The organism is Clostridium sp. OM05-6BH (assembly GCF_003481635.1).
Taxonomy (GTDB): Bacteria; Bacillota; Clostridia; order Lachnospirales; family Lachnospiraceae; genus Butyribacter.
Genome location: NZ_QULH01000008.1, coordinates 1,540 through 26,742 on the forward strand (window position 1 = coordinate 1,540; position 25,203 = coordinate 26,742).

Genomic DNA, 25,203 nt, shown 5'->3' on the forward strand with positions numbered 1-25,203 from the left:
TCACGAAGAAGCTGTACCGAAAGGAGCAGTGGAGAGATAAGAAGAGAGAATGCCGGAATGAGTAGCGAGAGAAAGGTGAGAATCCTTTCGGCCGAATATCTAAGGTTTCCAGAGTAAAGCTGATCTGCTCTGGGTAAGTCGGGGCCTAAGGCGAGGTCGAAAGACGTAGTCGATGGACAACAGGTTTAGATTCCTGTACTTCATGATATCAGAACTGTGGGGACACAGAGACAAAGGACGAGCCGGGAATGGAAAAACCGGTGCAAGCGAGGTAGCTTCATGAGAGGGAAAACCCTCATGTATAAGGCGAAGGCGTGAAGCGTAGCGAACTTAAAAGTAGCGAAGCGTGTGGAGTCACTGTCAGGAAAAGCCGCTATTGCGTATCATGAACCCGTACCGTAAACCGACACAGGTGGATGAGGAGAGAATCCTAAGGCCGACGGAAGAAGCATTGTTAAGGAATTCGGCAAAATGACCCCGTAACTTCGGGAGAAGGGGTGCCTACGAATGTAGGCCGCAGAGAATTGGCCCAAGCAACTGTTTAGCAAAAACACAGGTTTATGCGAAACCGAAAGGTGAAGTATATGAGCTGACGCCTGCCCGGTGCTGGAAGGTTAAGGGGAGAGCTTAGAGGCAACTCGAAGGTTCGAACTTAAGCCCCAGTAAACGGCGGCCGTAACTATAACGGTCCTAAGGTAGCGAAATTCCTTGTCGGGTAAGTTCCGACCCGCACGAAAGGCGTAATGATTTGGGCACTGTCTCGACAATGCATCCGGTGAAATTGAAATACCAGTGAAGATGCTGGTTACCCGCGCCAGGACGGAAAGACCCCATGGAGCTTTACTCCAGTTTGATGCTGGGATTCGGTACTGCATGTACAGGATAGGCGGGAGACTAGGAAGATATAACGCCAGTTGTATCAGAGTCGCTGTTGGGATACCGCCCTTGTAGTACTGGGTTTCTAACCTGCCACCGTGAACCGGTGGAGGGACAACGTCAGGCGGGGAGTTTGACTGGGGCGGTCGCCTCCGAAAGGGTATCGGAGGCGCTCAAAGGTTCCCTCAGAATGGTTGGAAACCATTCGAAGAGTGCAAAGGCAGAAGGGAGCTTGACTGCGAGGTCGACGGACCGAGCAGGTACGAAAGTAGGACTTAGTGATCCGGTGGTAGAAAGTGGGATTGCCATCGCTCAACGGATAAAAGCTACCCTGGGGATAACAGGCTAATCACTCCCAAGAGTTCACATCGACGGAGTGGTTTGGCACCTCGATGTCGGCTCATCGCATCCTGGGGCTGTAGCAGGTCCCAAGGGTTGGGCTGTTCGCCCATTAAAGCGGTACGCGAGCTGGGTTCAGAACGTCGTGAGACAGTTCGGTCCCTATCCGGCGCGGGCGTAGGATATCTGAAAGGAGCTGGCCTTAGTACGAGAGGACCGGGCTGGACGGACCGCTGGTGTATCTGTTGTCATACCAATGGCATAGCAGGGTAGCCAAGTCTGGAAGGGATAAACGCTGAAGGCATCTAAGCGTGAAGCCCCCCTTAAGATAAGATATCCCTGGAGTTAATCCAGTAAGACCCCTTGAAGACGACGAGGTAGATAGGGCAGAGGTGGAAGTGTGGTAACACATGGAGCTGACTGTCACTAATAGGTCGAGGGCTTGACCAAAGGAGCGAGGATGTATCATGGATCACAAGACGGCGATGAAAGTTTACTTTCAGGAGTCGGATTGGGAACATGATTGCATTTGAGCGGGATAACATGAATATGTGAGCGCAGCGAGCATATGAATGACCGCGAAAAGGCAGTAACATCTGAGCGTAGGAACGAAGGCGATTATAATGCCGGAGTGCCAAGAACAAGTTCAACTTTGTGGATGAAAGATACTATATGCAGTTTTGAGTGTTTAAGAGGATACTAAGAAAGACATGGTTTCGGCTATGTCTTTTTTGTTTTTTTAAATATCAAAATTCACACATCTGAAATTATCATGTCGTCACATATTATTTACTCAAACTTGCCATCCCGGAAGTTATTGCAAAACTACATATCGCTTATTATGTCAGCAATAAATGTGACATTTTGACCTTAACAGCATATTATGGTAGTATACTCATTGAGTTAGCTACAACTAACACATTTGCAAATATGTTGGCAGAAGGGAAAGTAAGATTACTATGAATATCAATACATCAGAACTATTTGTATTAGCAATACCCTTTATGGGAACTACACTTGGTGCAGCAATGGTTTTTCTGCTGAAAGATAATATTGCACCCAAGTTAGAAAAATTATTGTTAGGTTTTGCATCGGGGGTGATGATCGCAGCATCGGTGTGGTCTTTGTTGATCCCATCGATAGATATGCAAAGAGCGAAAAATGGTGTGGCATGGCTGCCGGCTTTGGTAGGATTTTTGGTTGGCATTGTATTTTTATTGCTTTTGGATACGGTAATACCGCATTTACATCTGAAAAGTACAGAGCCGGAGGGAATATCAGTAAAAAAGGGGCATATTTCCAAAACAACGATGATGCTATTTGCGGTTACTCTGCATAATATTCCGGAGGGAATGAGCGTTGGTGTCGCATATGCGGGGGCTGCCTTACAGGGATCGGGCATTTCGACAGCGGCAGCTTTTGCCTTAGCTATCGGTATTGCCATTCAGAACTTTCCAGAGGGAGCCATTATTTCTCTGCCGCTATGCACAGAAGGAATGAGCCGGAAAAGAGCATTTATCTGTGGGATGCTTTCCGGCATTGTGGAACCAATTGGAGGATTTATTACGATTTTAATCGCAGGGCTGATCTCGCCTGTTTTGCCGTATTTATTATCGTTTGCGGCAGGGGCGATGATATATGTCGTGATCGACGAGTTGATACCGGCATCGCAGGCGGGGGAACATAGCAATATTGGAACGATCGGCGCAGCGGTTGGATTTGCGTTGATGATGGTGTTAGATGTCGCCCTTGGCTGACTTTGAGGATAGTGCTAGATGCCGCCTTTGGTTGACTTTGGGGATGGAGAACCTATAAAAAGAACAGATTATTACTAAATAGGACTGGCAATGAAACGATTTAAGGAGAGAACAATAAAGCGATACAAATAGAACCGACAATAAAGCGACGCAAAGAGGAAACAATAAAGCGATACAAATAGAACTGACAATAAAGCGGCGCAAAGGGAGAATAATAGAGAGATACATATAGAACTGACAATAGAGCGCAAAAAAATCTCTGACAAAAAAATGACATAAATTTGAACTAAATTTGACACATTTTATTCCAATTACTGTCAAATTTGGTCGATATTATTTTTTTTGACGAAATCGGACTGATGAATGATAAAGTTTTGCGGGATGTTGTAAGACTTTATTCTTGATACAAAGGTTATTGTCTGAAAATAATGTCAGGAAAGAAGGATAAAAATGAAGGACAGATTGTCTCATTTGGATAATTTGGAAGCGGAAGCGATTTATATTATTCGGGAAGTAGCAGCGGAATGTGAGAATCCGGTGATGTTGTATTCGATCGGAAAGGACAGTTCGGTGATGTTGCATTTGGCGTTGAAAGCGTTTTACCCGGAGCAGCCTCCGTTTCCTTTTTTACATATAGATACTACGTGGAAATTTCACGAGATGATTACGTTTCGAGATAAGATGGCACAAAAATATGGACTCCGTATGTTAGTTTATACGAATGAAGAGGGGGTAAAGCAGGGGATCAACCCATTTGATCATGGATCTGCATATACAGATATCATGAAAACGCAGGCACTTAAGCAGGCGTTGGACAAATATCATTTTGATGCAGCATTTGGAGGCGGTCGTCGCGATGAAGAAAAATCTAGAGCGAAAGAACGTATTTTTTCATTTAGAAATAGTGAACATGGCTGGGATCCAAAGAACCAGCGGCCGGAGATGTGGAAGTTATTTAATACGCAATTGTTTCAGGGGGAAGAAGTTCGTGTTTTCCCGTTGTCCAATTGGACAGAGAAAGATATCTGGCAATATATTCGTCAGGAAAATATTGAAATCCCTTCCTTGTATTTTGCAAAAGAAAGACCTGTGGTGGAACGTGATGGCAATTTAATTATGGTTGATGATGACCGTATGCGTTTGCTGCCGGGAGAGAAACCGCAAATGCGTAAAATACGATTTCGAACGTTGGGATGTTATCCGCTCACCGGAGGTGTGGAATCGGATGCGGATACGTTAGATGAGATTATTGAAGAGACGCTTGGCGCCGTATCCTCAGAGCGGACGAGCCGCGTGATCGACAATGAGGCGGCAGGAAGTATGGAACGCAGAAAACGAGAGGGCTATTTTTAGTATAATACATAAATTACGAAATATGGAAGTGAGAGGATAACGATGCAAAGCTTATTGAAATTTATTACATGTGGCAGCGTAGATGACGGAAAGTCTACATTGATCGGACATATGTTATATGATGCCAAACTGCTTTTTGCCGATCAAAAGAGGGCACTGGAATTAGACAGCCGAGTAGGCAGTACCGAAGGACAGATTGATTATTCGTTGTTATTAGACGGACTAATGGCGGAGCGGGAGCAGGGAATTACGATAGATGTGGCGTATCGCTATTTTACGACAAAGGAACGAGCTTTTATCGTGGCGGATACACCGGGACATGAGGAATATACGAGAAATATGGCGGTTGGGGCATCTTTTGCAGATCTGGCAGTCATCTTGATCGACGCAACAAAAGGTGTGTTATCTCAGACGAAACGGCATACACGTATCTGTGCAATGATGGGAATACGATCCGTTGTGTATGCGATCAATAAAATGGACTTAGTGTCCTATAAACAGGACAGATATGATAAGGTTTGTAAACAGATCAAGAAACTGACAGCAGAGTATGCGTTCCAAAGTTATATCATTCCGGTATCTGCGACAGCAGGAGATAATATTACCAGCCCGTCCAAGCATATGCCGTGGTATAAGGGAGATACGCTGTTGCATTATTTGGAAACAGTAGATGTGCAAACGGAGGAAGCGCAAAATGGCTTTGTAATGCCGGTGCAGAGGGTGTGTCGTCCCAACAAGGATTTTCGTGGGTTCGCAGGGCAGATCGAGGTTGGAGAGTTATCTGTAGGAGACGAAATAAGAACGCTGCCGAGTGGCGAAACAGCGAAAGTGACGCAGATTTTTAACACGGACAGATCCGTGGAACATGCGGTAAAAGGGCAGGCGGTAACAATATGTTTAGACCGAGAGGTGGATGTATCCAGGGGATGCATGTTATATCGCAATGCATCGCTGCAAGTAGGGCATATGTTTATCGGTAAGCTTTTGTGGATGGATGATAAACCATTGATCGCAGGGCGTAATTATCTCTTAAAAGTAGGGACGAAATCAGTGCCCGCAGTGGTTATGAAGATCCGTGCCAAAATAGAAGTCAATGAGGGAAATGAGGTTCCGGCAGATAAAATTTTCAAAAATGAAATGGCAGTGTGTGAGATCAATTGTCAGGAAAAGATCGTTTATGATCTTTTTGCACATCATAAGGAACTGGGCGGTTTCATTTTAATTGATCGTGTTAGTCATATGACTTCGGCTTGTGGAACGATCGAGCAGCGTTTGCAGCGGGAGGATCATGTCGTTTGGCAGAAGATGGACATCACACCACAGTATCGTGCAGAACATATGAATCAAAAGCCAAAGACAATATGGTTGACCGGATTATCCGGTGCCGGTAAGTCAACGATTGCAAATGCTTTGGAAAAACGTCTTGCTGCAGAGGGAAGATTCACAATGACGTTGGATGGAGACAATGTGAGGATGGGACTGAATCAAGATCTTGGTTTTGAGGAGAAGGACCGTATTGAAAATATCCGTCGGGTCAGTGAAGTGGCAAAACTGATGAATGATGCCGGACTGATCGTATTAGTGTCATTTATTTCTCCGTTCCGGGAAGAACGGCGAAAGGCGCGGGAAATTATTGGAGAGCCGTTTGTTGAGGTGTATGTGAGCACATCCTTAGAAGAATGTGAGCGCCGAGATGTGAAGGGGCTGTACAAAAAGGCGAGAAGTGGAGAAATTTCTGAATTTTCGGGCATTTCCAGTCCGTATGAGCCGCCGGAGCATCCGGAAATTATCGTGGATACAACCAATCGAAGTGTAGAAGAAGTGGTAGATGAACTTTGGGAGTTTTGTCAGTAATGAGAGGTACAAGGATCAGGGGATTGATGCAGGCTATGCTGCGAGTCGGTGTGATCGGCTTTGGAGGTGGCAATGCGTTGATCCCGGTTATGGAAAAGGAGTTTGTGACGAAGAAATCGTACGTCACGAAAGAAGAATATGACGAGGCGGTTTTGGCAGCAAGTATTACGCCTGGGGCACTTCCTGTGGAGATTGCCTGCGGTATTGGCCGCAAGTATGGAAGAGCTTGTATGCTGCTTGCTGCCAGTCTGGTCGCACTTCCGGGAGCTGTGGCTACCGTTGCACTGTTAGCGATGATGGAACATATTGATGAGCAGACAATGCGTTGGTTATCTGTGTTTACCAAAGCAGTTAGTTTATTTTTGATCTATCTGTTGTTTCGCTATATTTGCGGTATTGCCCACGAGGCGATGCAGGAGAGCCGAAAACGATTTGGAAAGGTGCTTCTGATATTTGTATCAGTATTTTTGCTCTGTGGTGGCAAAAATCTGTACCGTCTGATGGGAATTCACGGCAGGCCGTTATTTGTACTTTCTACAGTTAGTATTCTGGGTCTGGCGCTGTTTTTTATTTTGTGGACACAGGGGCGGTATTCAGTGAAGCGTGTTTTGGTGCCGGGAATATTGATCGGTGCGTATCTCGCCTGTGTTTGCTTAGAACGGCATTATGAGGTGGCACCGGTAAAGGGCATTTTAGTGATACTCATGATCATGGTTACCATAGGAAAACTATATGTTACGTATATTCAGCGAATGAAAGGAATGCATTCGGTAGGATCGATTGGAATGACTTTGTTTGGAATTGGTAAGGAGACTATCGGAGACATTGTTGTATGGCTGTGTTTTCTTGCTGTATGTACGCTGCCGATGATCATTTTATTTTCACCTGCTGCGGATTATCTGCTTAAGGGAATGTATTCGTCTTTTTTGTCTTACGGAGGAGGCGATGCTTATCTGACTGTTGCAGATGGTGTATTTGTAGACACCGGGATGGTAAAGGAAGGGGTATTTTATCAACAATTGGTTGCCATTGCGAATGTATTGCCGGGGTCGATCCTGTGTAAGATACTTACCGGTGTTGGCTATTTGATCGGCTATGGGATTCATCAGAATATCATAGATGGGATTTTGATTGCTTTCTCAGGATTTGTATGCAGTATTTGTGCGTCGGGGATCGTATATTCGATAGGGGATTACCTTTGCAAAAATTTTGAGCAGTTGCCGTTGTTTGAACTGATCAAGCGATGGCTTCATCCGATCATTGGCGGCTTGCTGCTCAATGTTATAGTTGCGCTTTTGAACCAGATATGGCTGCCGATGGTTTAGAAAAGATAAGTGATCTTTTTGACGATATCGCGGATCGACAGATCTTCGCAGTCTACAGTCACATCTGCATAGCGCTCATAAATAGGAATACGTTCTTCGTACAGGGTTTCCAAAGTCTCTCCGGGACGGATGGAAACGCCACGTTTATTGAGATCACCAAGACGTTCGGTCAATTCTTCATAGGATAGTTTAAGATAGACAACCGTTCCGAGGGCTTTTAGGTGCATCATCGCTTCGGTGCCATATACAACGCTGCCGCCGGTGGCAATGACAGTGTCTTCTGCTTCGATAGATGCATTTACCTCAGACTCGATCTGATTAAAACGCTCCAATCCGTATTTTTCAATGATTTCATGAAGCAGGAGTCCCTCCCGTTCCTGGATCAACAGATCAGAATCAAGAAATGCGTATCCGAGTGTTTTTGCCAATACAACGCCGACAGTGCTTTTGCCGACGCCCGGCATACCAATTAAAATAATGTTATTCATAATCATCCTCCATACTCCCACGACCACCCGGTCAGGGTGATTTGGTACAATACGAATTTGTTTGTTATGTACCTGTTCGTAATATGCAGTATGTATTGTAGTAGATTTCGGCTAAAATGTCAAAAAAATATTACAAATATGACGGAAGTATGACATAGTGAAGAAGGAATATGTGAGGGAAGAGGGTAAAGGATAGAAAAAAATATGGGGAACGAGAGTGAGGGAAAAGGATGGAGAAGAAATATATGGGGAACGAGAGTGAGGGAAAAGGATAGAGAAGAAATATATGGGGAAAAAGGAAGAAAGGAAACAATTGTGATGGAAAAATGCGAAATGAAAGAAATCCATACGAAAGAGGAGTTGACAAAAGTATTTGAAGAGGAAGAAGATCTTGTGATCGTGCAGCACAAAAGGGTAGCCCGTGTATTGCTAAGGTTTGCCGGACATCTGCCGTTTCAACCACAGATCAAGGAAGTGCTTACGTTTATTCCGCTGACGGCACCGAAAGAAATTCTTGGAACACCTTGCGTGGACACGACAATGACCACGGCACGGGCAAAGGCATTGTATGTGATCGTCCGTTTACATGAAGAGGCGCATGAAGAGGCTGTGGAAGCAGCTAAGCAGTTTGGTGCAGTACGTATTTTGCTGGTGGATTATGAAGTGTTTGCAGAGATTTCTCAGCAGGAAAATCCGCATATGGATTTCTTATGTGTGGGCTTCACGAAGTGCGGCACGACATCGCTTAGCAATGCATTACGTGAATGTCCGGAGATCGTACTTCCAAAGGGTAAGGAGACGTTCTATATGCATTGGCGTAACAAATATGATGATGCGCCGGAACGGTTCCGCCACAAATATTTTCCAGAGCAGGATCCAGATAAATTATATGGGGATATCGAGCCGTCCTATCATGGATCGGCACGCAATGTGTATGAGTGCTTTGGACCGGAGGTCAAGCTGCTTTTTTTGGTACGACAGCCGTCGCTTGCGACGTTTTCTTATTATAAAATGTTAATGCGCAGACCGAGACATTATCGATATGTTCGCTATTATCAGGGATTTCACCGTTATTCGGTCAAATTATTTACCAAGTTTGCAAATGAGGAGATTTATACGGAGCGGAAAGATCGTTTTCAGTATGACAAATGGATCAATGAGTATTTGCAATACTTTCGACCGGAACAGATCAAGGTTGTTGTGATGGAAGAACTGATGCGGAACCCCGAAGAGCAGATGAAGGAGATTCAAGAGTTTATCGGTGTGAAACATCCGATCTGTGTGGAACAAATGCCAAACAGCAATGAGGGCAGTGCTGTTTCTGCTAACTGGCTGGGGGCATATATCAATTATCGGTATTATGCGTCGATCCGTGGGCGAAAGGAAAATACGACACGCACTAAAAAGCAAAAATTATTTTTTCGATTTGCGAGATGGGTACAGCGTTATACAACGATCGAAAATCACGACAAGATGACAGATGAACAGAAACGTAAGATGGATGCTTTCTATAAGCCAAGTGTAGAAAGATTGGAGAAGATGACAGGGCTGCCGGTGAGAAAATTGTGGGATATTTGAGTGCCCGCTTGCAAAACAGTGTGTAGTCATGTAAAATATACGTATACATAGAATCATATTTTGCTCGTTATGAAATATGTGAATGGGGAATGGTGGAGTCAGATCGGAGGTTTACATTACTATGGATACAAATATTTTATTAGAGAGTGGAACAAATGAATTGGAGATTTTGGAGTTTGTCGTGGACGGACATAACTATGGGATCAATGTGGCAAAGATCCGCGAGATCATCAGTTATACAGAATTAACGCCAATCCCGAATGCACATCCTTTTGTGGAGGGAGCATTTAGTACGCGCGGAGAGACAATTACTGTTGTCAATCTGGCGAAGTGTCTGGGAATGAATGAGCACGAAGAGAAGAAGACAGATATGTTTTTGGTGACATCCTTTAATGGAACGAATGCTGCTTTTCATGTACATAGCGTAGTGGGGATCCATCGTGTGAATTGGTCACAGATCGTGAAGCCGGATCGTTTGATCAGTAATTCGCGAACAAGCATGATCACAGGTATTATTAACATTGATAAGCAGCTTGTGATACTGTTGGATTTTGAAAATATTGTGGCACAGATCTCACCGGAGGCAGGCATTCAGTTGTCGGATATTGAACGGTTAGGGTCGCGTCCAAAGAATAACAAACCGATTTTGTATGCAGAGGATTCTCAGTTTTTGAGTTTAATGATCTATGATGGACTTACGGCAGCGGGATTTACGAATCTGATGCCGTTAAATAATGGATTGGAGTTGTGGGAGCTGCTGGAGCAGTACCGTCAAGAGGGAACCTTAAAAGAGAAGGTTGCGTGTGTCGTGACGGATATTGAGATGCCGCAGATGGATGGACACCGTCTGCTCAAGCTGATCAAAGAGACGCCGGCGTACAAAGATATTCCGGTCATTATCTTCTCTTCCTTGATCAATGAAGAGATGCGCCGCAAAGGAGAGCAGCTAGGTGCGGATGCACAGCTTTCCAAGCATGAAATGGGTGATTTTGTCAAAGCGCTGGATCGTGTTTTGGCATAAAAGATATCAGATAAGAGCCTTCCGTGTATCGGGAATGTCATTCGAGCATGATGACGTTTCCGATGCACGAAGGCTCTTTTTACATTAATCTTTATAGGAAACCGCTCACAATGTGGTGTTATGCAAAGCGCTGGCTTTGCTTTTTTATAGTCTTGTTGGCGGAGTGGAAAGCATGCGGTCGCATTGAATCAGTCCCCAGCCTTGTCTCGTATGGCTGTATCCAAGATCAAGTGCGGTGTTGCGAAGGTGCAGTTTTATTTCGCGATTTGTCAGATCCGGATATTTTTCTAACAGGAGAGCGATGCATCCGGCTACGATCGGTGTTGACATAGATGTGCCGCTTTTGGCCTGATAGGAGGAGCCTGCAGCGAGACTGACAATGCGCGATCCCGGGGCTACAATATCCGGTTTTTTTATACAGCTATTGGTTGGACCGCGGCTGGAATAGTCGGAGTCAAAACGATACTGTAACGGGTCGGAAGAGCCAACGGTAATGATCTTACGGCTGTTGCCCGGTGCACCAATACTTCCGGGAGCCGGGCCATGATTTCCGGCAGCTGTGAGGACAACAAGACCGTGTTCCCACAGAGAGTTGACACTTTTTACGAGAGGAGAGTTTTCGTCAAACTGTCGACCGCGGGTACTGCCGATGGAAATATTAACGATGCGGATATTATATTCTTTGTAGTGCTGTAACAGCCAGTGAATGGCTTCTAAGACGTGTTCAATATGCCCTTCGCCGTTTTTGCCAAGCACTTTGATGGAATAAAAATGACATTCCGGTGCAACACCACAGTAGAGTCCGTTTGAGACGGAGCCGTTACCGGTCAAAATGCCGGTAGTGTGTGTTCCATGTCCATTGTCATCGTAATAGTGTGTTTTATGATTGACCAGATCCAGAAAACCGGCAAGACGATATCCGCCTGCTTTAGAATAAAAATCCGGATGAAAATCAATGCCTGTATCCAATATAGCAACACCGATCCCCTGCCCGGTCAGACCATGTTGTCTGGCATAATCTAAATGAATGATAGAAGAGACTCGGTTCATAGAGCCCTCCTTTCGGGTGGTAATTTGTTTTCTATTATTGTATGCATACGGAAGGTGGTACGGAAGTGGGGATTTACAAGTAAAGTGATATTCTGTTAAAATATAAAGTTAGTTGCCGGCAATGAAAGTTGGCGAGTTTGGAAAGGAATAAAAAAATCGTATGAAACAGTTAGGTTACTATGTATTTGCGGGAATATATAATTTGCATCGAAAATTTGCGAAGGTGCATAATAAAGTTGTGCTTTTTAATGGACATAACCATGGGCTGAATGGTAATTTGGAGTTGGTGTCCGAGGAGATTACAAAACGTGATCGGGATTGTCAGATTGTGGCATTTAGCAAGCAGGATCTCTTTCATCCGAACGGAGGGATATGTTCTAAGATTAAGGGAATACTGTGTTTTTTTGTAAAAGTACCGTGGAATATGGCAGATGCCGGGAAGATCTTTCTTAATGACAATCTGCTTCCGCTTGCCTATATGCATACGGAGGGGCAGCAGATTATTCAGTTGTGGCATGGTGCCGGTGCGTTTAAGCGATTTGGTCTTTCTACAGAAGAAGATCCGAATGTTCGTAAACAGGTTGCTGAGGCTAATAAGCATGTGACACATCTGTTTGTCACTTCGACGCAGATCATACCGTATTATAGTGAGGCTTTTGCCATTCCGACAGATCGCATTTATGCAACGGGCATTCCGGTTTTGGATGCGTATTTTGATGAAGAGGACAAGAAAAGACGAGCAGAGAATGTATATCGTCAGTATCCGGTCCTTCGTGATAAAAAGGTATTATTGTATGCGCCGACGTTTCGGGCAACGGCAGAGGAAAATGCACAATTATTGGAAAAATTTGACATTGCAAAAATCTGTCAGACACTTGGAGATGATTGGTATGTTCTTGTTAAACTTCATCCGAAATTTCCGTCAGAAAATATTACCTTGCATGAACATTGCCTGAATATGACAGACTATAGTGATATAACAGATCTTTATATGGTCGCAGATTGTTTGGTCACAGATTATTCTTCAACCGTTGTGGAATATGTGCTTTTAGATAAGCCGATTATATTATTTGCCTATGACCTTGACAAATATGACCGCGGTTTTTATCGTGACTATCGTTCGACGGTTCCGGGTGATATTGCGTATTCGACAGAAGAACTTTTGCAGCTTTTGCAAAAAAATGTGGATAATGCTCAAAAACGCCAAGATTTTGCCAAATTACAGTATGATTATATAGAAGGCGGATCTCTTGACAGGGTATTTGCAATATTACAAAAAAGAGTAGAGCATGGAGGATGAAGCATTATGTTACAGTTGTTTGACAGCATCAGAAAATGGAAAGCCAGAATAGCGGTTATGATCGTTGCTGCACTTGTCTGCAGTCTTTTGGGAGGGTTTACGGCTGCCCCAATGGCAAAGGCAGAGGAGACCGGTGAGGAAATCTATACACCGGATAGAGTAGATTTGATCGCACCGGTGGAGGGTGCTGTATTTTTGGAAGAGAAAGATGTGCTGACCGGGTTGGAAGTAACAGAAACGACCACGGACTCGATCACGGTAGCATGGGATGAAATGCCCGGAATGACATCGTATCTTGTGTATTATTATGATTTTGAGAAGTCTGCTTATGTTTTTTTAGATGAGACGAAAGAGCAGAAATATACATGGAAAGACCGAAAAGCCGGTGATGAATTTTATATCACAGTGTGTGCCTATCGTCAGTCAAGCGGAGAACAGAGCCACTTTGCAGAACCGGTTCACACGTTTACCCGGCCGGAAGCACTTACGACATTTTCGATCATAAAAAATGCTTCCACATCGATCACACTTGGCTGGGAGAAGGTGGAGAGTGCGACCGGATATTTGATCTACCGCACAGAAGCAAATGGCGTAGAAAAAAAAGTTGGAAGCACAACGACATTAGAATATAAAGATGCCGGTTTGAAATCGGGTGTCACATACCGTTACCGCATTCGAACGTATTTTGCTGATGAGGAAAACACAGGAGAATATTCGGAGCAGATTTCGACCACAACGAATCCTGGCAAGCCGTCCATGAAACTTCGTGCCGGAAATGGCCGGGTAAAGCTCACGTGGACAGCGGTAAATGGTGCAACAGGATACCGCATTTATCAGTTTAAGGGTTCGCAGGTGGTTCTTATAGCTGATTTGAAAGGCCAGTCTACGGTTAGCTATATTCGCACCGGGCTCAAAAATGGCACGAAATATTATTATACGATGATAGCGTACCGCACCTATAAGGAGAAAGATTATGAGAGCAGCAAGGCGACAAAGATAAGTGCGAAACCGCTTACAGTGGCAAAGACGAGTACCGGTGCCAAGCTGTATAAATCGAAAAAGGCTTTTTTGAGATCGGCAGCAGTTAAGGCGTGCAGTTTTGTAAAGAAACAGTTAAACTATGCAAAGAGCATCGTTTTGCCGGGAATGACCAATACTAATGTTTTGGAATTTGGAAGTAAAACAATGGTTCCACAGGGGATGACGTTTGCCGGCTCGTATTTACTCGTCAGTGCTTATGACAGCAAGAGAATCGATAATTCCGTGGTATATGTTATGAGCAGATCCAGTAAAAAACTGTTGACGACCGTTGTATTGCCAAATAAGACACATGCGGGTGGACTTGCTTATGACGGGCGTAATCTTTGGATATGCCAGTCGACATATCTGCGCAGCATACCGTTTGCTCAGATCAAAAAAGCGGCTATCGCCAAAAAGAAATATTTGGAGATCAAGGCGTACGGGACCAAGAATTCGTTAGGGCAGCAGGCGGCTGCTGTAACGTATTATAAGGGATTTTTGTGGGTGGCTTCGTATAGCGAAATTAATTCAGGCTATTTGGGCTCCTATCGAATCGCAGACAAAAACGGCAAGCCGGTGCTTACCGTTTGTGGGCGTATTAAGCTTCCAAATCGTGTACAGGGATTAACGTTTACTTCGAATGGGCGATTGATCCTGTCGAGATCTTGTCAGACCAATTCGACAAAACGAGGATATCTGCATCAGCTGGATGTGTACAAACCGAATCTGAAAAAAGCCAGAGCCGGCAAGATCACACTTGGCAAACGCAATAAAGTGATCAATATGCCGTCGATGAATGAGGAGATTGCAGTAAGTGGTAAGTATTTATATGTAAATTTTGAATCGGTACAGTTTACTTCAGCTACGAAGCGGGTTGACCGGATCTGTGCTTTTAAGGTGGCTGCTGTGACAAAAAAGCAAAAGGCAAAGAAAAGTACGAAGAAAAGAACGAAGAAGTAATATGGAGGACACCTGTAACAGCGCGTGAAAAAATATTGATGGGCTGACAGGCTGAGAAAGGAATGGAGAGATAGCGTGATAAAAAATCTGCAGGCTGTTGCTGATGTGACAAAAACAGACCGATCGGTTGTCTATGAACTGACGGTATCCGGAAAGTTAAAAGGATACAAAACGACGGCGGCGAGAATGCATATGCTGCTTAGTTTTGTACAGGACATCGACGGACAAAAGAAAAAGCAACGGTATTATCCAATGTTTGTAGAATGCACAATGACTAAGGAGGAAGATTGCAAGTTTATAGGCACCTCCAAAGTGGAGTTGGCGTACGTGTTTGCGGATAAAAAAGGATTACAGCCTGACCGGAATGTGTCGGTTTCACTTTGTTATGTGGATCAGAATATGCAGTGGCAGGAAATAGAAGTTTCAAGGGATCTGCGGGGAGAGCAGTTTTTTGACTTATATCAGCAACCACGTGTTTTGATCAGAATAGCTAAGCTGGCGTTGTTTGGTCTGTGTACAGTGTTGCTTCCGGTATGGTTGTGTTCCGGTTGGCTTGCCTCGAAAGGAATTGGTAAGCTTAGCCCGAGAGCACAGAAAGCATCCGGTAAAAAGGCAATTTTTTATCATGCAAATGATATGGTAAAGGCGTGGACGGGATATGATTATAGTGTTCGCGATCACAAAACCAGATATTTTGCCAGACAGTATGCTCGTGCCGTAAAACAGATCGCTACGCCGGAGGGTGTGTTATTTCTGTCGGAAAGACAGGTGGATGCAGGCGGTAATCTGGACCGGGTTCGGAGTCTTTTGCAGGAAGAGGGAAAGACAGAGTTAAAAGAGTTTTTGACAACGAAGACAGTAGATAAACTGACTTTGGGGGAACTGAAAAAAAGTGCATATCTCGCAGCGGGGGCAAAGGTGATCGTTTTAGAAGATTTTGTGCCGCAGCTGGGGGCACTCAACGTCAGACAGGAGACTGAGGTGCTGCAATTGTGGCATGCTTGTGGCGCATTTAAGCTGTTTGGGTTGTCAGAGCTTGGGCTTACGGATCTGGCGCAGAATACGAGAAATCATAGAACATATACACGGGCGATCGTCAGTGGATCTGCAATGGCACCGTTTTACAGTGAAGCCTTTGGTATGCACATTAATAATATTCGTCAGACAGGCATACCACGTACCGATGTATTTTTTGATGGGGAGTATCGCAAAGAAACGGTTGCGGCTCTTTATGAGCGTTATCCGCAGTGGAAAGACAAAAAAATCATGCTCTTTGCACCGACTTTTCGTGGAAGTGGTAATAAAACGGCGTTTTATCCGATGGAACGATTTCCGATCGATCTTGTGATGAATGCATTACCGCCGGATACCGTGTTGCTTGTAAAGCAGCATCCTTTCGTACATTCCGATCTTTCGATGTACCGGGAATGCGATTTTGCCGATCGTCTCTTTGATCTGACCGGCAAAGAAAATATTAATGATCTGTTATTTATCACTGATCTGTTGGTGACAGACTATAGCTCGTCTATTTTTGAGGCAGCATTGATAGATATTCCAATGATCTTTTATGCGTTTGATCTTGAGGAGTATTTGAGAGAGAGAGATCTTTATTTTGATTTCGCAGAGTTTGTACCGGGTGAGATCGTAGAAGATCTGCAGACGCTGATAAGTAGGATGAAGGAAGTGCTTATCAGTCCGGCGAAAACTTCTGTGGATGATTCTTTTCGTCAATTTTTCTTAGGCCTGTTGGATGGCAGTTCCACACGCCGAACGACAGATCTGATCTATGACATGTTAGATGGTACGGATCAGCCGACATATATTAACTAGCGAAGCAATGATGTGCCTGCGGCAGGATGAAATTGTTATCAGTCTGCGGGAACGGAAAGGAATGTGGGATCCGTGGATCAGATCAAGATGAAAGATCTTCAGACAGAGGCAGAAAAGAAACCATTTGCAGCAGCGGTTAAGGCACTGTGGATCGAGATGTTTGAAGATAAAGAGAGTTATGTAGATCATTACATGAGCAGCACCTGGAAACACAACCGGGTGCTGCTTTTGCTGCGTGGAGAGGAAATTGTATCGATGTTGCATCTTAATCCGTACACTTGCATTGTGCAGGGCGAGCAGCTCGATCTGCACTACATTGTGGGTGTTTGCACGAAGAAAGCAGAACAGGGAAAAGGATACATGGGGCAGTTGGTTACGGAGGCACTTCGTATCTGCAAAGAGGACGGGGAGCCGTTTACGTATCTGATGCCGGCGGCAGAGGCAATCTACCGTCCGTATGACTTTGTGTCAGCGGGATGGTGTGATAAGTTCGTGATAGAAGCAGAAGAAGTAGAAGAAGTAGAAGAAGTAGAAGAAGCAGCCCCATCCCTGCCACAGGCACGATGGGATGTTGCTGTGCCGGAACTTGGACAGGCGGGATCAATACAAAATGTCGGAAATCATACATTACAGATATGCCCGTTTGATCGTTGGACGGCGGGACAGACGAAGCAACTGGAGAGTTTTGTGGCAGAGCTGCCGATGGATATGCACGCAGCATGGACGGCGGCATATTTTGCAGAAACAGATCAGCAGATGAAATGCTACGACGGAGAGCTGGTTGCAGTGTGGGATCAGGAAAAACCGATCGCAATTGCCGCCTATCTGTGTGAGGAAGATCAAAGTGAGGCAGAGATCACTCATGTATTGGCAGCAAAGCAGTATCAGAAGTTGGTGTGCAGGCAGTTGGCAGAATATGTACGGAAACGTTTGAACAAGCAGGATATACGTCTTGTTTGTAATCTGCCGGCGTACTCTTTTGATGCAGAAAGAATGTATTGCACGACAATGATACGACCGCTGCAAGAGGAATGGTTTGCAAAGAGAATTTCTCCTGCGGATGGTGATTGTATGAATATACAAATTTTGGTAAAATTATGGTTACAGGGAGTGATGATATATACTCCGGAATTAGTATGAGCCGTACAATGGGATACAAGAAGTACAGTGTCTGCTATATACAAATAACATCATGGAGGATCAGAATATGACCTATAAAAAATGGGACAAAGAATTGAATAAACTGCAGGAGGGAACCGGTAAATACGAATGGGATGAGCTGGAAGAACTGATTACAGATGCTTACGAAGAGGAAGAGCTGACAGATGAACAGTTTGATATGCTGATGCAAAAGCTAATGGGTATTGAATGCGAGTAAAGATGGGCTTTTCGTTACTTGATTTTGAATGAAAAAAATCGTATACTACAATACAAAGTGTTTCGATGATGACAATACAAAAGTTACATACTCCCACGGCTGGCGGCCCATATATACGGGTTGTTGGACACATGAGTGGTTAGGAGGCTGCATATGGAAGACAACAAAATGGGACAATTGGGGTTTAAGATTGATACGGGGGAGTTGGCAACAAGTACGATTCCGGAGGATTTTACAGCACCGGAGGAGTTATATAAAAAGTTAATTACAATGATCCGTAAATATCATCCGTCAGATGATATTTCGATGATCGAGAAAGCGTATCAGATCGCATCAAAGGCGCATGAGGGGCAGCTTCGTAAATCGGGGGAACCATATATCATCCATCCGATCTGTGTCTGTTTGATACTTGCGGAATTGGAACTTGATAAGGAGACGATCGTTGCCGGGATGCTTCATGATGTTGTTGAGGATACCGTTATGACCGGACCGGAGATCGCAGCAGAGTTTGGAGATGAGGTTGCTCTGTTGGTCGATGGTGTGACGAAATTGACACAGATCGACTATGTGGCCGATAAAGTTGAAATGCAGGCAGAGAATCTGCGTAAGATGTTTCTTGCGATGGCAAAAGATATTCGTGTGATCTTGATCAAGTTAGCCGATCGCCTGCACAATATGCGCACAATGCAGTACCAGACGCCGATCAAGCAAAAAGAGAAATCAACAGAGACATTAGATATTTACGCACCGATTGCGGATAGACTCGGTATTTCCAAAGTTAAGGTCGAGTTGGATGATCTGTCGTTTAAATATTTAGAGCCTGAAATGTACAAACAGCTCGAAGAAAGCCTGGAGCAGGGCAAAGTGAAGCGGCACGAGTTTATCGCCAAGATCGTGGCAGAGGTGCGCAGTCACATTGCAGCGGCCGGGATCAAAGCGACAATCGATGGACGCGCAAAGCATTATTTTAGTATTTATAAGAAAATGGTTACCCAGAATAAAAAATTGGATCAGATCTATGATCTGTTCGCTGTGCGTATCATTGTAGACACAGAGAGAGATTGTTATACGGCGTTAGGTGTTATTCATGAGATTTATAAACCGATACCTGGTCGATTCAAAGATTATATCGCAATGCCAAAGCCGAACAATTATCAGTCGCTTCATACGACATTGATCGGTTCGGAAGGACAACCGTTTGAGATACAGATCCGTACGTACGAGATGCATCGTACCGCAGAATATGGTATCGCAGCACATTGGAAATACAAAGAAAATCAATATGGACAGGATACTTCCAAGAGTGAGGAAGAAAAGCTTTCCTGGCTGCGCCGTATTTTGGAATGGCAGCGTGATATGTCGGATAATAAGGAGTTTTTAAGTCTGCTTAAAAGCGATCTGGATCTGTTCTCCGACTATGTATATTGCTTTACGAAAGATGGTGATGTCAAGAATCTGCCTGCAGGTTCGACACCGATCGATTTTGCGTACGCAGTACACAGTGCGGTTGGTAACCGCATGGTAGGTGCCAGAGTGAATGGCAATCTGGTGACAATTGATTATCATATTCAAAATGGTGACCGTGTGGAGATCATCACGTCACAAAATTCCAGAGGTCCAAGCCGCGACTGGCTGTCTATTGTCAAAAGCACACAGGCCAAAAATAAGATCAATCAGTGGTTTCGAACGCAGTTTAAGGAAGAAAATATACTGCGTGGCAAGGAATTGTTAACGAATTATTGTAAAGCGCAAGGAATTGTACTTACGGATCTGGTCAAACCGGAATATACGCAGGCTTGTATGAAAAAGTATGGTTTCCGTGATTGGGATTCTGTCTTGGCTGCACTTGGTCATGGTGGTCTGAAAGAGGGACAGGTGATCAATAAGCTGCAGGACGCTTATCGTAAGAAAAATCCGCAGTTTGCAACGGATAAAGATATATTAGAAGCAGTAGGAAAAAATAATGCATCATCCAATGGTCAGACGGGAGCAATGGCAGCGATCAAGTCCAAGAGTGGTATTGTAGTTGCAGGGCTGGATGATGTTTCTGTACGTTTTTCACGTTGCTGCAGTCCGGTGCCGGGAGACGAGATCATTGGTTTTGTCACAAGAGGTCGTGGCGTATCCATTCATCGTACAGATTGTGTGAATGTAATGAACATGAATGAGGCGGATCGTCAGCGAATTATCGAGGCAGAATGGCAGGTGACTCCGGATAAAGAGGAAAATGAGCTGTATGATACCGAACTGGTTATTTATGCATATGACCGAATTGGTGTATTGTTAGACCTGACCAAAGTATTTACGGAAAGCGGTATTACGATCAATAATGTCAATTCCCGTACGAGTAAACAGGGCATTGCAACGATCACGATCGGATTTGCGATTCGTAGTGTAGAAGCGCTGCATGTGCTAACCGCAAAACTGCGTCAGGTAGAGAGTGTTAAGGATATACAAAGAACACATTCATAAAAAGGAGTAATTATGAGTCGATTGATTTGTAAATTTCAAGTGGTGGGACCGGTACAGACAAACTGTTATTTTTTGTATCGTGAGGATACAAAAGACTGTGTGATCGTGGATCCGGGAGATGAAGCAAAACGTATTAAAAAGTTTATAGAAGATCAGGAATTACATCCGGTTGCCATCTTGCTGACACACGGACATTTTGACCATGTTATGGCAGTGGATAGCGTGCGTGCGGCATATCATATTCCGGTGTATGCGGCAGAAGCAGAAAAGGAGACAATGCAGGATGCGTCCCTCAATCTTTCCATCAATATGGGCGGTGCCATGTTGTCCATAGAAGCAGATCACTGGTTGAAAGATGGGGAGACGATCACTTTATTAGATCAGGAAGTGCGCTGCATTTTGACTCCGGGACATACGGTGGGCGGTATGTGTTTTTATTTTCCGAAGGCGGGAATGCTTTTTTCCGGAGATACACTTTTCCAGGAATCGGTCGGCAGGACTGATTTTCCGGGAGGAAGTATGTCAGAGATCGTGCGGTCGATCCGTGAAAAATTATTTGTTCTTCCGGATGCCGTGCAGGTGTATCCGGGGCATGGACTTATGACATCGATCAAAAATGAAAAGATGTTTAATCCATTTGCAGTAGAATGATTTTCGGACATGGAGGATTAAGATGATAGGATTTACATTGTCTGAAAAAGAGTTTGACTATGAACTACAGGCGTTGGCAACCGGATTTTTCCCGGGAAAACGCACACAAATAAATGGGGAATCAGGAGACCTCCATATTGCCATTGATTATGGTGATGCGGAGATTTCTGTTTGTGTGGAGACAAAAGCCGGACGTAAATCGTCGAGTGCAGCAGTAACCGGAGATGACGACTGGCACAAAAAAGAGGGGAAGCTTGCGCACCCATATCGGACGTATTACAAAAATATCGTTAAAAAATTAGTATTTACAGTGCTCCGTGATTTCCCGGAAGAATGGCTGCCGGAGGGCTTTGAACGACGACTTCCGGTTTGGGGCACGATGACAGGGGTACGTCCGACAAAGATTCCGATGAATATGTTGCTAGAGGGACGTGAGCGAACGGAAGTCATGGAAATATTGCAGAACGTTTATTGTTGCAGTGAGCAAAAGGCTGCGCTTGGAACTGAGATTGCTGCAAGAGAGGCAGCTCTGCTGCAGCAAAATGAATATCAGGACGGATATAGTTTGTATGTTGGTATTCCGTTTTGCCCGACCACCTGTTTGTATTGTTCCTTTCCGTCGTATCCGTGCGATCGTTTTGGTCATTTGCGGGACGATTATGTGGCAGCACTGCAGCGGGAGATCAAGGGAACGGCAAAGTTGATGCAGGGAAAGCGGCTGACAAGTGTATATATGGGTGGTGGGACACCCACAACATTATCACCGGAGCAGCTTCGTACTGTGATAAAGACGATGCAGGAGTATTTTCCGATGGACACGTCTGTAGAGTTTACAGTGGAAGCGGGAAGACCGGATAGCATTACGGAGGACAAATTGTTGGCTCTGCGTGAGTGTGGTGTAGACCGGATCTCGGTCAATCCGCAGACAATGCAGCAAAAGACGTTGGATCTGATCGGAAGAAGGCATACGGTCGATCAGACGATACAGGCATTTGAGCTGGCAAGAAAGCTTGGATTTACCAATATTAATATGGACCTGATCATTGGTCTGCCGGGAGAAGAGCTGTCCGATTTTGAGGATACATTGCGTCAGGTGAAGCAGTTGGCACCGGATAGTTTGACGATCCATTCCTTAGTGATCAAGCGAGCTTCGAGACTGCGGAGTGTCTTGGAAGAACAGGGCGCATTGGGGGAGACGGAGCAGATACGCGGCAGACGGATGGAGCAGATGTTGGCTCGCGGGGAGCAGTTTGCCGGAGAACAGGGATATCTGCCGTATTATATGTACCGCCAAAAGAATTCTGCCGGTCATGCCGGAAGTGGTGGCCAGGAAAATATTGGATATGCAAAACCGGGGAGCGAATGTTTGTATAACATTTTGATCATGGAGGAGATGCAGTCGATCGTTGCGTTAGGAGCAGGTGCATCAACGAAGAAATATCATAGTGACCGGGGACAGGTAAGCCGGATTGAAAATGTGAAGAGTGTTACGGATTATATTTCCCGTGTGGATGAAATGATCGAGCGCAAAAAGCGTGCGCTTGAAAGATAGAGGGATTTGTTGTAAGATAGGAAACGAAAATTAGAATTACCGTGCAGGAAAGGGATTCCTGCAGCAGAGATTGGAGGAACTATGGCTGAGTCGATGAAGGGCTTAAAACGCACATGCCGTTGTGCAGAGCTGAGTGAACAGAATATTGGAGATACCGTTACCGTGATGGGATGGGTACAAAAACAGAGAAATAAAGGTGGCATTATATTTGTCGATCTGAGAGATCGTTCCGGTATTTTGCAGTTGATCTTCGAGGAGAGCGAGATCGGCAGTGAGGGATTTGCAAAAGCAGAGAAGCTGCGCAGCGAGTTTGTTGTGGCTGTGACCGGTGAAGTGACAGCACGTTCCGGTGCCGTGAATGATAAACTGGCAACCGGTAAGATCGAGGTTCGTGCTAAAGCAATTCGTGTGTTATCAGAGTCTGAGACACCGCCATTCCCGATTGAGGCAGACAGCAAGACCAAAGAAGACATTCGATTAAAATATCGTTATTTGGATCTGCGCAGACCGGATCTGCAGCGCAATTTGATCATGCGCAGTCGTGTGGCAACATTGATCCGTCAATTTTTGGCAGACGAAGGATTTTTAGAGATCGAGACACCGATGCTTACCAAGAGTACACCGGAGGGTGCCAGAGATTATCTTGTGCCAAGTCGTGTGCATCCGGGTAATTTCTATGCACTGCCACAGTCTCCACAGTTGTTTAAGCAGCTTTTGATGTGCTCCGGTTATGATCGTTATTTCCAGATTGCCCGCTGTTTCCGAGATGAGGATCTGCGTGCAGACCGTCAGCCGGAATTTACACAGGTCGATATGGAGTTATCTTTTGTGGATGAGGATGATGTGATGGACGTCAATGAGAGACTTCTTCAGAAGATTTTCAAAGAAGTGCTGGATGTTGATGTAGAACTCCCAATTCAGAGAATGACTTGGCAGGAAGCGATGGATCGTTTTGGTTCAGACAAGCCGGATCTTCGTTTTGGCATGGAGTTACATGATGTTTCTGATGTCGTGAAGGGATGCGGTTTCGGCGTATTTACCGGCGCATTGGAAAATGGCGGTTCCGTTCGCGGTATCAATGCAAAAGGTCAGGGGGCAATGCCTCGTAAGAAGATCGATGCATTAGTGAAGTTTGCCAAAGATTTTGGCGCAAAGGGACTGGCGTATCTGTGCATTAATGAAGATGGCACATATAAATCTTCGTTTGCAAAGTTTATGACAGAGGAAGAGTTAGATGCACTGGTTAAGGCAATGGATGGAGAAGCCGGTGATCTGTTGTTATTTGCAGCAGACAAGAACAAGATCGTTTGGGATGTTCTTGGTAATCTGCGTTTAGAGATCGCACGCAATCTTGATCTGTTGGATAAAAATGTATATAAATTCCTTTGGGTTACTGAGTTCCCAGAGTTTGAATATTCGGAAGAGCAGGGTCGTTATGTAGCAATGCATCATCCGTTCACGATGCCAATGGAAGAAGATATTCCATTGTTAAAGACAAATCCGGAGAAAGTACGCGCCAGAGCATACGATATCGTGCTGAACGGTACCGAGCTTGGTGGTGGTTCTATCCGTATTCATCAGGACGATGTACAGGAAACGATGTTTGAGGCACTAGGCTTTACCAAAGAAAAAGCGAACGAACAGTTTGGCTTCCTCATCAATGCATTCAAGTATGGTGTTCCGCCACATGCAGGTCTTGCATATGGTCTGGATCGTTTGATCATGCTTATGGCGAAGCAGGACAGCATCCGTGACGTCATCGCCTTTCCAAAGGTAAAAGATGCTTCTTGTCTTATGACCGATGCGCCAAATGCTGTAGATGATAAGCAGTTGCAGGAGTTATGCTTAGACGTTGTAAAAAATGAGGAAGAAGAGTGAGAAAAGAAGCTTATGAACGAATCTTTGCGTGTATTCAAAAAACACGTTATGGAGTGAAGATCATAAATGGAATAAGTACGGCTATCACATATGTGACAGCCGTGCTGTATTTTAGCGTTTTATTTTGGCTGGTCTGGAAGGAAAGCTATCGTGACGCTTGTGTTACGATAGCCGTGCCGGCAGTATCTTTTATACTTATAAGCGTTTTTCGTGCCAAATTAAATGCACGCAGACCTTATGAGGTATATCAGTTTCAACCATTGATCCCGAAGGATAAGTGCGGAAATTCCTTTCCGAGCAGACATGTATTTTCTATTTTTGTGATCGGTACGACAATTGCTTGGCAGTGTATGTGGGCAGCGGTGATCGTCTGGGCTTTGGGTATCGTCCTTGCGGTGACTCGTGTGGCCGGTGGCGTACATTTTCCAAAAGATGTGATCGCCGGAATGTGTATCGGCATAATTTTGGGAGCAGCCTGCCGGTTCTTTTTGTATTGATAAGCGGAAACAGCAAAAGAGAGT

Annotated in this window: 18 protein-coding genes and 1 rRNA gene (1 of these 19 only partly in view); 17 read left to right on the forward strand and 2 right to left on the reverse strand. The window is 44.7% G+C overall.

The genetic code is table 11. The features are described 5' to 3' along the window. The 5 genes from DXB73_RS14680 to DXB73_RS08360 form a co-directional block, all read left to right on the forward strand. A 23S ribosomal RNA gene (locus tag DXB73_RS14680) occupies positions 1-1,665 on the forward strand (it extends 1,398 nt beyond the left edge of the window). A gap of 509 nt (positions 1,666-2,174) precedes the next feature. Then, the gene (locus tag DXB73_RS08345; RefSeq protein ID WP_118690787.1) at positions 2,175-2,972 is read left to right on the forward strand and encodes a ZIP family metal transporter; all 798 of its coding nucleotides are present in this window, start codon (positions 2,175-2,177) and stop codon (positions 2,970-2,972) included. 450 nt (positions 2,973-3,422) lie between these two features. Beyond that, positions 3,423-4,325: a sulfate adenylyltransferase subunit CysD gene (gene cysD, locus DXB73_RS08350; RefSeq protein WP_118690788.1), complete on the forward strand. Its 903-nt coding sequence runs from the start codon at positions 3,423-3,425 to the stop codon at positions 4,323-4,325. 42 nt (positions 4,326-4,367) lie between these two features. After that, positions 4,368-6,179 (forward strand): adenylyl-sulfate kinase, encoded by a 1,812-nt coding sequence (gene cysC / locus DXB73_RS08355; RefSeq protein ID WP_118690789.1) that lies wholly within the window; start codon positions 4,368-4,370, stop codon positions 6,177-6,179. Next, positions 6,179-7,504, forward strand: a complete 1,326-nt coding sequence (locus DXB73_RS08360) for a chromate transporter (RefSeq protein WP_118690790.1) — start codon at positions 6,179-6,181, stop codon at positions 7,502-7,504. Before cysC ends, DXB73_RS08360 begins: the two co-directional genes overlap by 1 nt. Here DXB73_RS08360 and DXB73_RS08365 read toward each other — a convergent pair. Beyond that, the gene (locus DXB73_RS08365) at positions 7,501-7,992 is read right to left on the reverse strand and encodes a shikimate kinase (protein ID WP_118507096.1); all 492 of its coding nucleotides are present in this window, start codon (positions 7,990-7,992) and stop codon (positions 7,501-7,503) included. The two genes, DXB73_RS08360 and DXB73_RS08365, sit on opposite strands and share 4 nt — an antisense overlap. Positions 7,993-8,196: 204 nt before the next feature. On the opposite strand from DXB73_RS08365, the gene DXB73_RS08370 reads away from it, so the two are divergent. Both DXB73_RS08370 and DXB73_RS08375 read left to right on the forward strand, forming a co-directional pair. Next, positions 8,197-9,570 (forward strand): sulfotransferase domain-containing protein, encoded by a 1,374-nt coding sequence (locus tag DXB73_RS08370; protein WP_118690791.1) that lies wholly within the window; start codon positions 8,197-8,199, stop codon positions 9,568-9,570. Between the two features lie 121 nt (positions 9,571-9,691). Next, positions 9,692-10,591, forward strand: a complete 900-nt coding sequence (locus DXB73_RS08375; protein ID WP_118690792.1) for a chemotaxis protein — start codon at positions 9,692-9,694, stop codon at positions 10,589-10,591. A 144-nt stretch (positions 10,592-10,735) separates the two neighbouring features. On the opposite strand, the gene DXB73_RS08380 is transcribed toward DXB73_RS08375, so the two are convergent. Next, positions 10,736-11,641: a S8 family peptidase gene (locus tag DXB73_RS08380; protein WP_118690793.1), complete on the reverse strand. Its 906-nt coding sequence runs from the start codon at positions 11,639-11,641 to the stop codon at positions 10,736-10,738. 160 nt (positions 11,642-11,801) lie between these two features. Here DXB73_RS08380 and DXB73_RS08385 point away from each other — a divergent pair, with 160 nt between their 5' ends. The 10 genes from DXB73_RS08385 to DXB73_RS08425 all read left to right on the forward strand — a co-directional run bounded on the left by DXB73_RS08385 (position 11,802) and on the right by DXB73_RS08425 (position 25,179). Then, positions 11,802-12,941, forward strand: a complete 1,140-nt coding sequence (locus DXB73_RS08385) for a CDP-glycerol glycerophosphotransferase family protein (RefSeq protein ID WP_118690794.1) — start codon at positions 11,802-11,804, stop codon at positions 12,939-12,941. 6 nt (positions 12,942-12,947) lie between these two features. Further along, entirely contained in the window at positions 12,948-14,921 is a 1,974-nt protein-coding gene (locus DXB73_RS08390; RefSeq protein ID WP_118690795.1) for a hypothetical protein, read from the forward strand. Between the two features lie 75 nt (positions 14,922-14,996). Beyond that, complete coding sequence (locus DXB73_RS08395) at positions 14,997-16,751, forward strand: CDP-glycerol glycerophosphotransferase family protein (protein WP_118690796.1); 1,755 nt, start codon at positions 14,997-14,999, stop codon at positions 16,749-16,751. Between the two features lie 72 nt (positions 16,752-16,823). Further along, positions 16,824-17,891 carry a GNAT family N-acetyltransferase gene (locus tag DXB73_RS08400; protein ID WP_118690797.1) on the forward strand — a complete coding sequence of 356 codons (1,068 nt, stop codon included), beginning with the start codon at positions 16,824-16,826 and terminating at the stop codon, positions 17,889-17,891. Positions 17,892-17,958: 67 nt separating this feature from the next. Continuing rightward, a complete protein-coding gene (locus tag DXB73_RS14540; protein ID WP_022024190.1) occupies positions 17,959-18,129 on the forward strand; it encodes a hypothetical protein in 171 nt (56 codons plus the stop codon). A 168-nt stretch (positions 18,130-18,297) separates the two neighbouring features. After that, positions 18,298-20,601, forward strand: coding sequence for a bifunctional (p)ppGpp synthetase/guanosine-3',5'-bis(diphosphate) 3'-pyrophosphohydrolase (locus tag DXB73_RS08405; protein WP_243104008.1), 2,304 nt, complete (start codon positions 18,298-18,300; stop codon positions 20,599-20,601). Positions 20,602-20,613: 12 nt separating this feature from the next. Continuing rightward, on the forward strand, positions 20,614-21,252 hold the full coding sequence (locus DXB73_RS08410) for an MBL fold metallo-hydrolase (protein WP_118690799.1): 639 nt from the start codon (positions 20,614-20,616) through the stop codon (positions 21,250-21,252). Positions 21,253-21,274: 22 nt separating this feature from the next. Continuing rightward, positions 21,275-22,804, forward strand: coding sequence for a coproporphyrinogen dehydrogenase HemZ (hemZ, locus tag DXB73_RS08415; protein ID WP_118690800.1), 1,530 nt, complete (start codon positions 21,275-21,277; stop codon positions 22,802-22,804). An 81-nt stretch (positions 22,805-22,885) separates the two neighbouring features. Beyond that, the gene (gene aspS, locus DXB73_RS08420) at positions 22,886-24,682 is read left to right on the forward strand and encodes an aspartate--tRNA ligase (protein WP_118690801.1); all 1,797 of its coding nucleotides are present in this window, start codon (positions 22,886-22,888) and stop codon (positions 24,680-24,682) included. Continuing rightward, on the forward strand, positions 24,679-25,179 hold the full coding sequence (locus tag DXB73_RS08425) for a phosphatase PAP2 family protein (protein ID WP_118690802.1): 501 nt from the start codon (positions 24,679-24,681) through the stop codon (positions 25,177-25,179). The genes aspS and DXB73_RS08425 overlap by 4 nt, the downstream gene beginning before the upstream one ends. Positions 25,180-25,203: the final 24 nt, after the last annotated feature.

Excerpts from the sequence above, each read along its gene's own strand:
- DXB73_RS08345 (WP_118690787.1), top strand. The coding sequence starts at position 2,175 with ATGAATATCAATACATCAGAACTATTTGTATTAGCAATACCCTTTATG.
- cysD (WP_118690788.1), top strand. The coding sequence starts at position 3,423 with ATGAAGGACAGATTGTCTCATTTGGATAATTTGGAAGCGGAAGCGATT.
- cysC (WP_118690789.1), top strand. The coding sequence starts at position 4,368 with ATGCAAAGCTTATTGAAATTTATTACATGTGGCAGCGTAGATGACGGA.
- DXB73_RS08360 (WP_118690790.1), top strand. The coding sequence starts at position 6,179 with ATGAGAGGTACAAGGATCAGGGGATTGATGCAGGCTATGCTGCGAGTC.
- DXB73_RS08365 (WP_118507096.1), bottom strand. The coding sequence starts at position 7,992 with ATGAATAACATTATTTTAATTGGTATGCCGGGCGTCGGCAAAAGCACT.
- DXB73_RS08370 (WP_118690791.1), top strand. The coding sequence starts at position 8,197 with ATGGGGAACGAGAGTGAGGGAAAAGGATGGAGAAGAAATATATGGGGA.
- DXB73_RS08375 (WP_118690792.1), top strand. The coding sequence starts at position 9,692 with ATGGATACAAATATTTTATTAGAGAGTGGAACAAATGAATTGGAGATT.
- DXB73_RS08380 (WP_118690793.1), bottom strand. The coding sequence starts at position 11,641 with ATGAACCGAGTCTCTTCTATCATTCATTTAGATTATGCCAGACAACAT.
- DXB73_RS08385 (WP_118690794.1), top strand. The coding sequence starts at position 11,802 with ATGAAACAGTTAGGTTACTATGTATTTGCGGGAATATATAATTTGCAT.
- DXB73_RS08390 (WP_118690795.1), top strand. The coding sequence starts at position 12,948 with ATGTTACAGTTGTTTGACAGCATCAGAAAATGGAAAGCCAGAATAGCG.
- DXB73_RS14540 (WP_022024190.1), top strand. The coding sequence starts at position 17,959 with ATGACCTATAAAAAATGGGACAAAGAATTGAATAAACTGCAGGAGGGA.
- DXB73_RS08405 (WP_243104008.1), top strand. The coding sequence starts at position 18,298 with ATGGGACAATTGGGGTTTAAGATTGATACGGGGGAGTTGGCAACAAGT.
- DXB73_RS08410 (WP_118690799.1), top strand. The coding sequence starts at position 20,614 with ATGAGTCGATTGATTTGTAAATTTCAAGTGGTGGGACCGGTACAGACA.
- hemZ (WP_118690800.1), top strand. The coding sequence starts at position 21,275 with ATGATAGGATTTACATTGTCTGAAAAAGAGTTTGACTATGAACTACAG.
- aspS (WP_118690801.1), top strand. The coding sequence starts at position 22,886 with ATGGCTGAGTCGATGAAGGGCTTAAAACGCACATGCCGTTGTGCAGAG.